Here is a 13,509-nt window from a genome sequence, read left to right on the forward strand (position 1 = left end):
GCGCGCCGTCACCGCCCTAGGGTCGGGCCCGGGCCCGGGTCAGCACGACGCGGGTCGGCACGGTGCGGCGACACACCACCGGCACCGTCCCGCGCCGGCGAGGAGGGAGCACGTCATGGTCGTCGTCATGTCACCCGAGGCGACCGACGAGGACGTCGCCGCCGTCGTGGCCCGCGTCGAGGGCGTGGGCGGCCGCGCCAACGTGAGCAAGGGCCTCGAGCGCACCGTCATCGGGCTGGTCGGCGACATCACGTCCTTCCACCACCTCAACCTGCGCACGCTGCGCGGCGTCGCCGACGTGCACCGCATCTCCGACCCCTTCAAGCTGGTCAACCGCCAGCACCACCCCGAGCGCTCCACGGTCTGGGTCGGGCGTCCCGGCCGGCAGGTCCCGGTGGGGCCCGGCACCTTCACCCTCGTCGCCGGGCCGTGCGCGGTCGAGACCGCCGCCCAGACCCTGGAGGCGGCGCGGATGGCCCGCTCGGCGGGCGCCACGCTGCTGCGCGGCGGGGCCTTCAAGCCGCGCACCTCGCCCTACGCCTTCGCCGGCCTCGGCGTGCCCGCCCTGCGGATCCTCGCCGACGTCGGCGAGGCCACCGGCCTGCCGGTGGTCACCGAGGTGGTCGACGTCCGAGACGTCGACGTGGTCGCCGAGCACGCCGACATGCTCCAGGTCGGCACCCGCCACATGAGCGACGTCGGCCTGCTGCAGGCCGTGGGCGACGCCGGGCTCCCGGTGCTCCTGGAGCGCGGCGCCACCGCCACGGTCGAGGAGTGGCTGATGGCCGCCGAGCACGTCGCCCAGCGCGGCAACCTCGACATCGTGCTGTGCGAGGGCGGCATCCGCACCTTCGAGAGCGCCACCCGCCGCACCCTCGACCTCTCCGCCGTGCCGGTCGTGCAGGCGTGCAGCCACCTCCCCGTGGTCGTCGACCCCTCCCACGCCGTGGGCCGCAAGGAGCTGGTGGTGCCGCTGTCGCGCGCGGCCGTCGCGGTCGGCGCCGACGGGCTCGTCGTCGACGTGCACCCCGACCCCGAGACCGCACTGTGCGACGGCCCGCAGGCCCTGGTCGACACCGAGCTGCGCGAGCTGGCCCAGGCCGTACGCCGCTTCCCGCCCCTGGTCGGCCGCGTGCCTGCGACCCCGACCCGGAGAGACCCGTGAGCAGCTGCCACCGCTGCGGAGCCGCGACCCCCACCGGGCGCTTCTGCGCCGAGTGCGGTGCCCCGGTCGCCGCCTCACCCGCCGCCGGTCCCGGATCCGCGAGTCCGTCCGGCGCCAGCGCCGGCCGCACCGCCCGGGTGCTGCCCTGGGTCGTGGGCGCGCTCGTCGTGGTGCTGCTGGCCGCTGGCGGCGCGCTGCTGGTGCTGCGCGAGGGCCCCGAGGAGCCCGCGGCGGTCGACGTGCCGCGCGGCGGCGCAGGTCGCGCCCCCGACCGGGCCCCCACCTCCGCGGCGTCGCCCTCCGGGTCCCCCGGCGAGGAGATCGCCCCGACCCCGACCGGCGCCCCGGTCGAGGTCGCCGCCGCCGCGTCGATCACCGTGCCCGCCACCGCGCCCAGCAGCGTCGACGTCGCCGACGGCAGCACGACCTCCTACGACGACACCCGGCTCGTCGACGGCGACCCCACCACCTGCTGGCGCACGAGCGGCGACGCCGGCGGCTCCGAGATCGTCCTCGACCTCGCCGAGCCCGTGGCGCTGTCCCGGGTCGGCCTGGTCAACGGCTACGCCAAGACCGCGACCGACCCGCGCGGCACGACCTACGACTGGTACTCCCTCAACCGCCGCGTCCTCGCCGTGGAGTGGGTGCTCGACGACGGCACGACCCTGCGCCAGGACCTGGGCGAGAGCCGCGAGCTGCAGACCCTCGACGCCGGCGGCGCCGTCACGAGCAGCGTGCGGCTGCGCATCGTGGCGGTCTCGGCGCCCGGTGACGGCCCCGACGCCAAGGACTACACCGCGCTGAGCGAGGTCTCCCTCCTCGGCGCGCCCGTGGCCGCCGGCTGACCCGCGGGGCCCGGCACCTCCCCGCGCGCGGGGGTCGCGGCGGGGGGCGTGGTCCCGGAGCCGTGGTGTCAGAGGGCCGCGAGCACCCCGGCGGCCCGCTCGACGTCGGCACGGCCGACGCCGAGGTGGGTGACCAGCCGCACGACGGCGGGGCCGACCGCCGAGACGAGCACGCCGGCCTCCCGGGCGCGCGCGACGACCTCGGCGGCGTCGCCGCGCGGCACGGCGACGATGTTGGTGTCGACGCCGGCCGGGTCGACGCCGCAGGCCTCGGCGAGCAGCCGGGCGTGCTCGTGGTCCTCGGCCAGCCGCTCCACGTGGTGCTCGAGGGCGTGCAGGCCGGCCGCGGCGAGGATGCCGACCTGCCGCATGCCGCCGCCCATGCGCTTGCGCCACACGCGGGCCTCGGCGATGACGTCGGCCGAGCCGACCACCAGGGAGCCGACGGGGGCGCCCAGCCCCTTGGACAGGCAGACCGCCATGACGTCGGCGATCGCGCCGTACTCGCTCAGCGCGGTGCCGGTGGCCACGTGGGCGTTCCACAGCCGCGCCCCGTCCATGTGCACCGCCACGCCGGCGCCGGTGGCCAGCTCGCGCAGGTCGCGCAGGTCGGCCAGGGGCAGCACGGTGCCGCCGGCGAAGTTGTGGGTGTTCTCCACCGAGATCGCCGCGGTGCGCACGAAGAACGGACCCATGTCGGGAGCCAGGATGGAGCGCACGGTCGGCAGGTCCACCTGGCCGCGCGGGTGGATCCAGGTGCGGGAGGTGATGCCGGAGTAGGCGCCGTGGGCCCCCAGCTCGGCGCGCACGATGTGGGCCGAGGCCTCGCAGAGCACCTCCTCGCCCGGCTTCACGACCGCGCGCACGGCCAGGACGTTGGCCATCGACCCCGTGGGGCAGAAGAGCGCGGCCTCGTGGCCCAGCAGGTCGGCCACCCGCTCCTCGAGCGCCAGGACGGTGGGGTCCTCGCCGTAGACGTCGTCGCCGACCTCGGCCCGGGCCATGGCCTGGCGCATCGCGTCGGTCGGGCGGGTCACGGTGTCACTGCGCAGGTCGATCACGCGGCCATCCTCCCGCACCGGCTCCCGCCGGCCGGTCGCGGGGCGAGCAACGACAGCGGCCCGGCGACGTGCCCGGGCGCCCTCGTGTCTTGATCAGGCCTTGCGCAGCATCTCGGCGACGAGGAAGGCCAGCTCGAGGGACTGCACGCGGTTGAGGCGCGGGTCGCAGACCGACTCGTAGCGCGAGGAGAGGTCCATGTCGGTGAGCTCCTCGCCGCCGCCGACGCACTCGGTGACGTCGTCGCCGGTGAGCTCGACGTGGACGCCGCCGGGCCAGGTGCCGAGCGAGCGGTGCACGTCGAAGAAGCCCTGGACCTCGTCGATGACGTCGTCGAAACGGCGGGTCTTGTAGCCCGAGGAGGCCTCGAAGGTGTTGCCGTGCATCGGGTCGCAGACCCAGGCGACCTCCAGGCCCGCGGCCTTGACCTTCTCCACCAGCGGCGGCAGACCGTCGCGGATCCTCCCCGCGCCGAAGCGGGTGATGAAGGTGAGCCGGCCGGCCTCGTTGTGGGGGTTGAGCTTGGCGGCCAGGGCGATCGCGTCGTCGGGGGTGGTGGTGGGGCCGAGCTTGACGCCGATGGGGTTGCGGATGCGGCTGAGCAGCTCCACGTGGGCGTTGTCGAGCTGGCGGGTGCGCTCGCCGATCCAGACGAAGTGGCCCGAGACGTCGTACGGCGCGTCGGTGCGCGAGTCGATGCGCGTCATCGCGTGCTCGTACTCCAGCACCAGCGCCTCGTGGCTGGAGTGGAAGTCGACGCGGTGGAACTCGTCGGGGTCGGCCCCGATGGCCTGCATGAAGGTGAGCGCGCGCTCGATCTCGCCGGCCATCTCCTCGTAGCGCTGGCCGACCGGCGACTCGCGCACGAAGTCGGTGTTCCAGGTGTGGACCTGGCGCAGGTCGGCGTAGCCGCCGGTGGTGAAGGCGCGCACGAGGTTGAGGGTCGCGGCGGAGGCGTTGTAGACGTCGACCAGGCGCTGCGGGTCGGGCACGCGGGCCTCGGGGGTGAACTCGAAGCCGTTGACCGCGTCGCCGCGGTAGGCCGGCAGGGTCACGCCCTCGCGGGTCTCGAGGTCGGAGGAGCGCGGCTTGGCGTACTGACCGGCCAGGCGGCCGACCTTCACGACCGGCACCGAGGCCGCGTAGGTGAGCACGACCGCCATCTGCAGCAGCACGCGCAGCTTGTTGCGCACGTTGTCGGCGGTGACCCCGGCGAGGGTCTCGGCGCAGTCGCCGCCCTGGAGCAGGAAGGCCTCGCCGCGCGCGACCGCGGCCAGCTTGCCCTTCAGCTCGTCGCACTCGCCGGCGAAGACCAGCGGCGGCATCGTGCGCAGCTGCGCGACGGCGGAGTCAACGGCCGCCTGGTCGGGGTAGGTCGGCTGCTGGGCCGGGCCGAGGGCGTGCAGGGTGGCGAGGTCGGGGATGGTGCTCACCGGCCAAGGGTACGGCCGGGTCCGCTCGCGCCCCGAAACAGCGCGACCCCGCCCGCGATGCGGACGGGGTCGTGCCGGACGGTGCGCGCGACGCGGCGGAGCCTCTAGTCCTCGAGGTGCTCGATGTCGCGGAAGCCGGTGCGCTTGGCGCGCACCCCGCGGTTGACGAACCAGGTGAGCAGCCACAGCGCCACGCCGATGAGCAGCAGCACGAGCGCGATCTGGTACTGCAGGACGTCGCGGTCGACCCACGGGCCGATGAGGAAGGCGCAGAGCACCGCGGCCACGGCCGGGGTGACGCCCGGGGAGCGGAAGAAGCCCGTGCCCTGCTTGTCGTCGCGGCGCAGGATCAGGCAGGCCACGTTGACGATGGTGAAGACGCCGAGCAGCAGCAGCGAGGTCGTGCCGGACAGCGCGGCGACGATGCTCGAGTCCGACTGCGTCGCGACGTACCAGATCAGGGCCACGGCGATGAGCGTGGTGAAGATGATGCCGACGTAGGGCGAGCGGCGGTTCGGGGAGACCTTGCCGAGGCTGCGGGGCAGGACGTCCTGACGGGCCATGCCGTAGACCAGGCGGCTGGCCATGAGCATGTTGATGAGCGCGGTGTTGGCGACGGCGAAGACGGCCAGGAACGGGAAGACCTTGTCGATCGGGAAGTCGGGGGCGCCCTTGCCGACCACCTCGAGCAGCGCGCGGCCCTCGGACTCGTTGATGACCGCGAGCTCGTCGGGGGTGAGCACCGTGACCACCGCGATGGCCACCAGCATGTAGAAGATGACCGCGATGCCGAGGCCGGTGAGCATCATCTTCGGGAAGATCCGCTCGGGCTCCTTGGTCTCCTCGACCATGTTGACGGAGTCCTCGAAGCCGACCATCGCGAAGAAGGCCACCGAGGTGGCCGCGGTGACGGCGAGGAAGAGGCCCTTGTCCTCGGGCGACTCGAAGGTCGTGATCTGGCTGATGTCGCCCTCGCCCTGGGCCATGGCGTAGAAGCCGACGCCGATGACGATGGCCAGCGCGGTCATCTCCACCAGCGTGAGCACGACGTTGAACTTCACGCTCTCGCCGACCCCGCGCAGGTTGATCGCGGCCAGCAGGCCCATGAAGAGCATGGCGATGATCGTGGTGCCGGTGGTCGAGAGCCCGGTCTCCAGCCCGATGCCGTCGAGCCCGGCCAGGAGGTTCTGGGCCAGGACGTTGGCCGAGGTGGAGGCGCTGGTGATGCCCGAGCAGATCACCGCGAAGGCCACGAGGAAGGTGACGAAGTGGATGCCGAAGGCCTTGTGCGTGTAGAGCGCGGCGCCGGCGGCCTGGGGGTACTTCGTGACCAGCTCGAGGTAGGACAGCGCCGTGAGCGTCGCGACGACGAACGCGACCAGGAACGGCAGCCAGACGACGCCGCCGACGATGCCGGCCATCTGGCCGGTCACGGCGTAGACGCCGGCGCCGAGGATGTCGCCGACGATGAACAGCAGCAGCAGCTTGGGGCCCATCACCCGCTTCAGGGTGGGCTCGGACCCGGGTGTCTCCACCGCGGCGGTCTCGTGGGTGCTCATCAGGGTGCCTCCTGGTGGATGCGTGCGAGTGGGCCTACCCAACCCCAGGCGGGGGGTCGTTGGCTACTCGCCCCGCGGCAGGAGGCCTTCCCGGCGGGCCCGGGGCTCAGCCGAAGAACACCTCGGCCTCGGCGTACTCCTCCGCAGAGACCAGCTTGAGCTCGGCGGTGCCCTCGGCCAGCGGCACCCGGTCGATGCGGGTGCCGCGCAGGGCCATCATCGTGCCGAAGTCGCCGTCGGCGACCGCGTCGACGGCCTGGAGGCCGAAGCGGGTGGCCAGCCAGCGGTCGAAGGCCGTGGGCGTGCCGCCGCGCTGCACGTGGCCGAGCACCACCGCGCGGGCCTCCTTGCCGGTGCGGTGCTCGATCTCGGAGGCCAGCCGGTCGCCGATGCCGCCGAGGCGAACGTGGCCGAAGGCGTCCTTCTCCCCCGAGGCCAGGGTCATGCCCGAGCCGTCGGCGGGCACCGCTCCCTCGGAGACGACCACGATGGGGGCGTACTCGCTCTCGAAGCGGGTCTCGACGTGGGCGCAGACCGCGGCGATGTCGAAGGGCTGCTCGGGGATGAGCACGGCGCTGGCACCGCCGGCGATGCCGGCGTGCAGCGCGATCCAGCCGGCGTGGCGGCCCATGACCTCGACGACGAGCACGCGGTGGTGGGACTCCGCGGTGGTGTGGAGGCGGTCGATGGCCTCGGTGGCGATGTTGACCGCGGTGTCGAACCCGAAGGTGAAGTCGGTGCCCGAGAGGTCGTTGTCGATCGTCTTGGGCACCCCCACGACCTTGACGCCCAGGTCGGCCAGCTTGGTGGCGACCCCGAGGGTGTCCTCGCCACCGATCGCGACGAGGGCGTCGACGCCGTCGGCGGCGAGGTTGTCCTTGATCCGCTCCACGCCGCCCTCGATCGAGAACGGGTTGGTGCGGCTGGAGCCCAGGATGGTGCCGCCGCGGGGCAGGATGCCGCGGCACTGCTCGACGCCCAGCGGCATGGTCAGCCCCTCGAGCGGGCCCTTCCACCCGTCGCGGTAGCCGACGAACTCGAAGCCGTGGTCGCGCGTGCCGCGCCGCACGACCGCGCGGATGACGGCGTTGAGACCGGGGCAGTCCCCGCCTCCGGTGAGTACTCCGACGCGCATCTGCGCTCCTGTCCTCGTGACCCGGGAGGGCCGTGGTCGGTGGTCGGCCCGGCCGACGGCTTGGATCGTTCGAAGCGGGCGGGCCCGACTGTAGTGGCGGTCACACGGTCGGGCCAGGTGCTGTCCACCGCCCGAGCGGGTCGGCGTCGGGCCGCCGGGGTGGCGGGCCGGGTGGCGGGCCGGGTGGCGGGCCGGGTGGCGGGCTGGGTGGCGGGCTGGGTGGCGGGCTGGGTGGCGGGCGGGTGGCGGGCGGGTGGCGGGCGGGTGGCGGGCGGGTGGGCCGGGGTGGAGCCGCCGGGGTGGGCCGGGGCGGGGCGGGCGTGTCCTAGGGTCGCGCCATGACCTTCTCGATCGTGGCCCGCTCCGCCGACGGTGAGTCCTGGGGCGTGGCGGTGGCCTCCAAGTTCCTCGCGGTCGGTGCGGCCGTGCCGGCCGCCGTGGCCCAGGTCGGCGCCCTCGCGACCCAGGCCGACGCCAACGTCGCCTACAAGGGCATGGCCCTCTCCCACCTCGACGACGGCGCCACCGCGGAGGTCGCCCTGCAGCGGCTGCTCGAGGAGGACCCGGGCCGCGACCACCGCCAGGTCGGCATCGTCGACGTCGACGGCGGCGCGGCCAGCCACACCGGCCCCGCGTGCCTCGACTGGGCCGGCGGCGCGACGGGCGAGGGCTTCGCGATCCAGGGCAACGTGCTCGCCGGGGAGCACGTGGTCGAGGCCATGCGCACGGCCTGGGAGGGCTCCCCCGCCGAGGCTCCCCTGGCGCGGCGCCTGCTCGCCGCCCTCGCGGCCGGCGACGACGCGGGCGGCGACAAGCGCGGCCGGCAGTCGGCGGCGCTGCTCGTGGTGAGCGACGGCGCCGGCTACGGCGGGCTCGACGACATCGCCGTGGACCTGCGCGTCGACGACCACGTCGACCCGCTGGCCGAGCTGGCCCGGCTGCTCGACCTCAACGACCTCTACCTCACCGCCTCGACCGAGGAGGAGAAGGTGCCGGTCACGCCCGAGCTCGAGGCCGAGCTCGCCGCCTTCGCCGCGGCCCAGGGCCAGCGCGACTTCCACGCCTGGGTCGGCACCGAAAACTACGAGATGCGGGTCGACCCCGAGCTGGCCTGGATCGACCGGCGGGTGCTCGACATCGTGCGCTCGACCGGCGCGTGAGCGCCGCCGGCGGCCCGGGCGCGTGGGCGCCGGGCCCGTGACCCGGGCATGAGCGGCCCGACCACCGCGGAGGGCGCGGGCGTGCGGCTGGCCGTGCGGGTGACCTCCACCGCCGTCCACGTGGCCGGCCTCGCGCCCAACGGCGCGACCATCGCCACCTCCGCGCTCACCCTGCGCCACCACCGGCCGGCGCCCGACCAGGTCGAGACCTCCCCCGAGGAGGTCTGGCAGGGCACGCTGAGCGCCGTCGCCGAGGTGGGCGCGGCGCTGCCCGAGGGCTGGACGGTCGGCGAGGTCGCCGTCGGCGGCGACCCCCACACGCTGCTGGTCTGGGACCGCGAGACTCTCGGCGCGCCCCGGCCCGCGATCACCGCAGGCGACCGTCGTACGACGGGGCTGTGCGAGCAGCTGCGCGCGGAAGGGGCCGCGGCGCACGTCGAGCTGCTCGCCGACCAGCCGCTGGACCACCGGGTCGCCGGCCCGCGCCTGCGCTGGCTGGCCGAGCACGAGCCGCACACGTGGGCGCTGGTGGAGGACGGCCGCTACGCCGTCGGCGGGGTGGAGTCCTACCTCGTCGCCCGGATGACGCGCGGGCTCGAGCACGTCACCGACGCCGCCCACGCCCGGCCGACGCTGCTGCTGGGTGCCGAGGGCTGGTCGGAGGAGCTGTGCGCCCTCTTCGGCGTGCCGCTCGACGCGCTGCCCGAGCTGGTCGAGGCCACGTCGCCCGCGCACGCGCCGACTCCCCGGACCGACGCCCGGCCCGACCACCGACCCGACCTGCGGGTCGGCGCCTGGGGTCGCACCGACCCCCGCACGTTCGCCGGGCTGGCCGTGCCGGTCAGCGCGCTCGCGCCGGCCTGAGCCGGTCGCGGGCGGCCGCGGCCGCGTCGCGCTCGGCACGTGCGGCCTCGAGGGCGCCGGCCGCCTCGCCGCGGGCGTCCTCGGCGTCGTCGAGCTCGTCGTCGACCTGCTCGGCGCGCGCCTCGGTCTCGGCCACGCGGCGACGCAGCTCGTCGAGGTCGGCCTGCAGCTGCATCGAGCGGGCCTCGAGCTCCTGCACGTGGGCCTGCGCCTGCTCGTGCTCGCCGGTCGCCGCCGCCAGCGCCTCCTCGGCCGCCTCGAGGCTCTCCTGGGCCGAGGCCAGGGCCTTCGCGTCGGCCTCCGGGTCGGGCACGACGCGCAGCTCGGGTCGCGGCGTCGGCGCGGCCTTGCGCGGTGCGGCCGCGTGGCCGAGCGCCGCCGGCAGTGCGAGGGCCGCGGCCACGTCGACCTCGTCGACGCCGGTGCTGGCGAGCGGGCCCACGAGCAGGCCGCTGCGCACGGCGGCCCCGCAGCGCTCGTCGAGCACGGCGGCGGTGAGCGTGGCCTCCACCTGGTCGGCCACGGCCTGCGTCACCCGCACCCCCGCCTCGGCGGCCAGGGACCGCGCCTGCTGGGTCACCGCCGCCGTGAGCTGGCGGCGCTGACGCGTGAGGGCCCGCAGCTGGTCGGCCGACATGCCGGCCTGGGCCTCGCGCAGGGCCGAGCCCACGCTGAGCACCTGGTCGACCTGGGCGGCCTCGCGACGCACCAGGAGGTTGACCACCCAGGCCGCCGTCGACGGCTTGCGCAGCGCCTTGAGCGCGGCGGCGAGGTCGGTGCCCTTGTGGGCCCTGGCCCGGGCGTCCCGCGCGGCGGTGAAGTCACCGGGCGGCAGCGCGTAGAGCTCGTCGGCGAGCTCGAGCACCGGGTCTGCCATCCGGCGAGCATAGGGCGGGGCCCGCGGGGGCTCCCACGGGCACCGGGGCCGCGACGTCGCCGGCGTGCGGCCCGGGGCGCGGGCCCGCGGCGGACGGGTCGCTCAGCCGTCGTCGTCGAGGCCCTGCTCGATGGCGTAGCGGGTCAGCTCGACCCGGTTGTGCATCTGCAGCTTGCGCAGGGTGTTCTGCACGTGGTTCTGCACCGTGCGGTGGCTGAGGACGAGGCGCTCGGCGATCTGCTTGTAGGACAGCCCCTTGGCGACCATGCGCAGCACCTCGGTCTCGCGGTCGGTCAGCGCGTCGCGGGAGGGGTCGGGCGCGGCGGGCCCCTCGGCCATGCGCCGGAACTCCCCCAGCACCAGTCCGGCCAGGCCGGGGGTGAAGACCGAGTCGCCGCGCGCCACCCGACGAACGGCCTCGAGCAGCTCCTCGCGCGACGCCGACTTCACGAGGTAGCCGGTGGCCCCCGCCTTCACCGCCTCGAGCACGTCGGCCTGCTCGCCGGAGGCCGAGAGGATCAGCACGCGCGCCGACGGGTCGTGGCGCAGCACCCGGGCGGTGACCTCCACCCCGTCGGGCTCCGGGATGCGCAGGTCGAGCACCACGACCTGCGGGCGCGCGGCCGGGAAGCGGGCGATCGCCTCCGCCCCGGTGCCGGCCACCGCGACCACGTCGAAGCCAGCCGCCTGCAGGTCGCGCTCGACCGCGTCGCGCCACATCGGGTGGTCGTCGACCACCATCACCCGCACCGCTCGCTCCGCCATGGCCCGGACCCTACCCAGGTCGGCGGGCCCTGACGCGTGGTCGGCCGCGGGTCCCCCGGGCCGCGAGGGTCAGCCCAGCCGCGAGTAGCGCCCCCGGCGGTGGCCGAGCGGCTCGACGTCGTCGCCCACCTCGACGTGCTCGACCAGGCAGGTCAGCAGCCGCGACCAGCCGGCCGGCTCCGCCGCGACCAGCCGCACCCCGGCCCACGTGGTGACGTCGGCCAGCCGCGGCCCCCAGGCGGTCTCGGTGAAGGCCGCCTGCCGGAAGGGCCCTCCGGGCGCGGGCGCCGTGCCGGCGAACTGGTCGGCCAGGTCGCGGTGGCCCCAGGCCAGCAGCTGCACCACGAGGGCGTCGCCCACGTCGACGGAGTCGGCGAGGTCGGAGTCGGGGTCGACCAGCCCGAGCACGCGGGCGGGCTCGCCCCCGGCCACCAGGAACGAGCTGACGGTGAGCCCGGCGCGCGCGGGCCCGGCGCCCGTGGTCCACAGCGAGACCGCGCCGCCGGTGCGGCCGCGGAGGCGGCGTACGGGGTCGGGATCGGGGTCGGCGAAGGGATGGGTGTCGTGGATGGTCATGCGTTCTCCTGCGCCGCGTCGCGACGTACGACGAGCTCCCACTCGGTGCCGTGCGCGCCGGTGCTGAGCGTGGCGGTGCCGCCCAGGTCGACCATCCGGCCGACGACGGAGCCGCTCACCCCCATCCTGCCCTCGGCCTCGGCGCTCGCCAGCCGGCCGGGGGCGATGCCCGGGCCCTCGTCGCGCACCGAGACCTCCACCCGGGTGCCGAGGTCGTCGAGCAGCACCCAGGCCGGGGCCCCCTCGCCGACGTGGCGCGCCACGTTGTCGAGGCAGGCTCCCACCGCCGCGGCGACCTCACCGGCGACGTGACCGGGCAGCAGCACCGGCTCGGCCGGCACCACCACGGTCACACCCGCCCGCTGCTCGAAGCGGGCCAGGGCGACCGCGAGGTCGACGGTCACGGGGCCAGCGGAGCCCGGCACCGCCCCGTCGGCCCCGTCGCTCCCGTCACCACCGCGCCCCAGGGAGGCCTCCTCCTGCACGAGCCGGCGCAGCGCCGCCTCCTGCTCCCCGGCGAGCCGGGCCAGCTGCGCGCCGTCGCCCCCCAGCTCGCGACCGCGGCGCTGCACGAGCGCGAGCACCTGGAGCACGCCGTCGTGCACGGCGCGCGCCAGGCGCACGCGCTCGGCCGCGGCCGCGGCCGCGCGCTGGGCGAGGTCGCGCTCGGTGGCCATCTCCTGCAGCGAGCCGCACATGTAGCCCACGATCGGGCCGCCGATGACGAGCAGGAAGACGTTGCCGTAGTTGTTCTGCGTGAGGTCCTCGCGCACCAGCAGGTCGGTGCCGCCCAGCACCAGCCCGGCGACCAGGCCGCCGGCCCAGCGCCAGTGGACCGCCCAGGCCAGCAGGGCACCCATCACCCAGAAGCCGGGCAGCGACGCGCTGAACCCGTCGCCCTTGAGCAGCGGCGTCACCGCCAGCGAGCCCACCGCGAGCCCGAGGTCGGCCACGAGCAGCAGCGCCGTGCGCCGCCGGACCACGGCGTACGCCGCGAGCGCCACGCCGGTCCACACGACCATGGCGACGACCGCCGCCGCGGCCCACCGCGGGTGCTGGAAGTTCTCCGCGCGGTAGAGGTTGAGCCCGACCGCGTTGGCCAGCACCACCACCCGCAGCACGGCGAGCGCCCGGAACAGCCGGTCCTCGACCGCCCGCGCGGCCGCGCTCGCAGGACCCACCGGTCTCAGCCCACCGGTCTCAGGAGGCCTGGCGCCGGGAGTCCTCGGCGGCCTTCTCCTCCGCGCGCGCCCTCGCCTGCTCCTTGGCCAGGTCCTTGGCCTGCTCCTTGGCCAGGTCCTTGGCGCGGGTGGCGTACATGTCGACGTACTCCTTCTCGGAGAGCCGCATGATCTCGTACATGATCTCGTCGGTGACCGAGCGCAGGATGTAGCGGTCGTTCTCGAGGCCCTCGTAGCGCGAGAAGTCCAGGGGGCGGCCGAAGCGCACGATCGGTCGGGTGAACGAGCCGAACTTCTTGCCCGGCGGCGCCACGACGTCGGTGCCGACGACGGCGACCGGGACCACCGGCACCCCGGTCTCGAGCGCGAGGCGGGCCACACCGGTCTTGCCGCGGTAGAGCCGGCCGTCGTGGGAGCGCGTGCCCTCGGGGTAGATCCCGAAGAGCCCGCCCTCGCCGAGCACCCGCTTGGCCGACGCCAGCGCGCCCGCCGCCGCGTCGCCGCTGGTGCGGTCGATGGGGACCTGGCCGGATCCGGAGAAGAACGTCTTCTGCAGCCAGCCCTTGAGGCCGGTGCCGGTGAAGTACTCCGCCTTGGCCACGAAGGTCACCCGCCGCGGCAGGGTCAGCGGCATGAAGAGCCAGTCGGCGTAGGAGAGGTGGTTGCTGGCCAGGATGGCCGGGCCCTCGGGGGGCACGTTGTCGGCGCCGAAGGTCTGGGGGCGGAAGACGACCCGGAGCAGGGGGCCGATCGCGACCCACTTGAGGAACCAGTAGAACACCGAGACACCCTCCCCGACCTCGCACGCCTGTCACACCACGACCGCCAGCGCCGATCAGCTGGAGGGGCCGTCGGCCCGGGTCGCCAGGCGAAGACTAGGGCATGATCGC

The 13,509-nt window shown here is 75.1% G+C and carries 13 protein-coding genes; 4 read left to right on the plus strand and 9 right to left on the minus strand.

Going from position 1 to position 13,509, the window contains the following annotated elements:
• Nucleotides 1-127 precede the first annotated feature (127 nt).
• Together aroF and ASF50_RS11325 are read left to right on the plus strand one after the other, a co-directional pair.
• The gene (gene aroF, locus ASF50_RS11320) at nucleotides 128-1,165 is read left to right on the plus strand and encodes a 3-deoxy-7-phosphoheptulonate synthase (protein WP_227489285.1); all 1,038 of its coding nucleotides are present in this window, start codon (nucleotides 128-130) and stop codon (nucleotides 1,163-1,165) included.
• The gene (locus ASF50_RS11325) at nucleotides 1,162-2,010 is read left to right on the plus strand and encodes a discoidin domain-containing protein (RefSeq protein WP_056904534.1); all 849 of its coding nucleotides are present in this window, start codon (nucleotides 1,162-1,164) and stop codon (nucleotides 2,008-2,010) included. Before aroF ends, ASF50_RS11325 begins: the two co-directional genes overlap by 4 nt.
• 68 nt (nucleotides 2,011-2,078) lie before the next feature.
• Here the strand turns inward: ASF50_RS11325 and ASF50_RS11330 are convergent, their stop codons facing one another.
• From ASF50_RS11330 to ASF50_RS11345, 4 genes are all read right to left on the minus strand, one after another.
• Nucleotides 2,079-3,071 carry a threonine aldolase family protein gene (locus tag ASF50_RS11330; RefSeq protein WP_056862485.1) on the minus strand — a complete coding sequence of 331 codons (993 nt, stop codon included), beginning with the start codon at nucleotides 3,069-3,071 and terminating at the stop codon, nucleotides 2,079-2,081.
• 93 nt (nucleotides 3,072-3,164) lie between these two features.
• Nucleotides 3,165-4,502, minus strand: a complete 1,338-nt coding sequence (locus ASF50_RS11335) for a class II 3-deoxy-7-phosphoheptulonate synthase (RefSeq protein WP_056862484.1) — start codon at nucleotides 4,500-4,502, stop codon at nucleotides 3,165-3,167.
• A gap of 104 nt (nucleotides 4,503-4,606) precedes the next feature.
• Nucleotides 4,607-6,061, minus strand: a complete 1,455-nt coding sequence (locus tag ASF50_RS11340) for an APC family permease (protein WP_156697698.1) — start codon at nucleotides 6,059-6,061, stop codon at nucleotides 4,607-4,609.
• A 106-nt stretch (nucleotides 6,062-6,167) separates the two neighbouring features.
• The gene (locus ASF50_RS11345) at nucleotides 6,168-7,196 is read right to left on the minus strand and encodes a 6-phosphofructokinase (protein WP_056904535.1); all 1,029 of its coding nucleotides are present in this window, start codon (nucleotides 7,194-7,196) and stop codon (nucleotides 6,168-6,170) included.
• 338 nt (nucleotides 7,197-7,534) lie between these two features.
• On the opposite strand from ASF50_RS11345, the gene ASF50_RS11350 reads away from it, so the two are divergent.
• Together ASF50_RS11350 and ASF50_RS11355 are read left to right on the plus strand one after the other, a co-directional pair.
• On the plus strand, nucleotides 7,535-8,356 hold the full coding sequence (locus tag ASF50_RS11350) for a DUF1028 domain-containing protein (protein ID WP_056904536.1): 822 nt from the start codon (nucleotides 7,535-7,537) through the stop codon (nucleotides 8,354-8,356).
• A 48-nt stretch (nucleotides 8,357-8,404) separates the two neighbouring features.
• Complete coding sequence (locus ASF50_RS11355; RefSeq protein WP_056904537.1) at nucleotides 8,405-9,220, plus strand: FGGY family carbohydrate kinase; 816 nt, start codon at nucleotides 8,405-8,407, stop codon at nucleotides 9,218-9,220.
• Here the strand turns inward: ASF50_RS11355 and ASF50_RS11360 are convergent.
• From ASF50_RS11360 to ASF50_RS11380, 5 genes are all read right to left on the minus strand, one after another.
• Nucleotides 9,198-10,097 (minus strand): hypothetical protein, encoded by a 900-nt coding sequence (locus ASF50_RS11360; protein ID WP_056904538.1) that lies wholly within the window; start codon nucleotides 10,095-10,097, stop codon nucleotides 9,198-9,200. The genes ASF50_RS11355 and ASF50_RS11360 overlap by 23 nt on opposite strands.
• Before the next feature lie 102 nt (nucleotides 10,098-10,199).
• On the minus strand, nucleotides 10,200-10,862 hold the full coding sequence (locus ASF50_RS11365; protein ID WP_056904539.1) for a response regulator: 663 nt from the start codon (nucleotides 10,860-10,862) through the stop codon (nucleotides 10,200-10,202).
• Between the two features lie 69 nt (nucleotides 10,863-10,931).
• Entirely contained in the window at nucleotides 10,932-11,438 is a 507-nt protein-coding gene (locus ASF50_RS11370) for a flavin reductase family protein (protein ID WP_056904540.1), read from the minus strand.
• Complete coding sequence (gene macS / locus ASF50_RS11375) at nucleotides 11,435-12,619, minus strand: MacS family sensor histidine kinase (protein WP_056904541.1); 1,185 nt, start codon at nucleotides 12,617-12,619, stop codon at nucleotides 11,435-11,437. Before macS ends, ASF50_RS11370 begins: the two co-directional genes overlap by 4 nt.
• A gap of 19 nt (nucleotides 12,620-12,638) precedes the next feature.
• Nucleotides 12,639-13,400: a lysophospholipid acyltransferase family protein gene (locus tag ASF50_RS11380; RefSeq protein WP_056904542.1), complete on the minus strand. Its 762-nt coding sequence runs from the start codon at nucleotides 13,398-13,400 to the stop codon at nucleotides 12,639-12,641.
• Nucleotides 13,401-13,509: the final 109 nt, after the last annotated feature.

This window comes from Nocardioides sp. Leaf307 (genome assembly GCF_001423135.1).
GTDB classification, from domain to species: Bacteria; Actinomycetota; Actinomycetes; order Propionibacteriales; family Nocardioidaceae; genus Nocardioides; species Nocardioides kribbensis.

What these genes read in the sequence shown, in the direction of transcription:
- ASF50_RS11355 (WP_056904537.1), top strand. Translation starts at nt 8,405, where the DNA reads ATGAGCGGCCCGACCACCGCGGAGGGCGCGGGCGTGCGGCTGGCCGTG.
- ASF50_RS11360 (WP_056904538.1), bottom strand. Translation starts at nt 10,097, where the DNA reads ATGGCAGACCCGGTGCTCGAGCTCGCCGACGAGCTCTACGCGCTGCCG.
- ASF50_RS11350 (WP_056904536.1), top strand. Translation starts at nt 7,535, where the DNA reads ATGACCTTCTCGATCGTGGCCCGCTCCGCCGACGGTGAGTCCTGGGGC.
- aroF (WP_227489285.1), top strand. Translation starts at nt 128, where the DNA reads ATGTCACCCGAGGCGACCGACGAGGACGTCGCCGCCGTCGTGGCCCGC.
- ASF50_RS11370 (WP_056904540.1), bottom strand. Translation starts at nt 11,438, where the DNA reads ATGACCATCCACGACACCCATCCCTTCGCCGACCCCGATCCCGACCCC.
- ASF50_RS11365 (WP_056904539.1), bottom strand. Translation starts at nt 10,862, where the DNA reads ATGGCGGAGCGAGCGGTGCGGGTGATGGTGGTCGACGACCACCCGATG.
- ASF50_RS11345 (WP_056904535.1), bottom strand. Translation starts at nt 7,196, where the DNA reads ATGCGCGTCGGAGTACTCACCGGAGGCGGGGACTGCCCCGGTCTCAAC.
- ASF50_RS11340 (WP_156697698.1), bottom strand. Translation starts at nt 6,061, where the DNA reads ATGAGCACCCACGAGACCGCCGCGGTGGAGACACCCGGGTCCGAGCCC.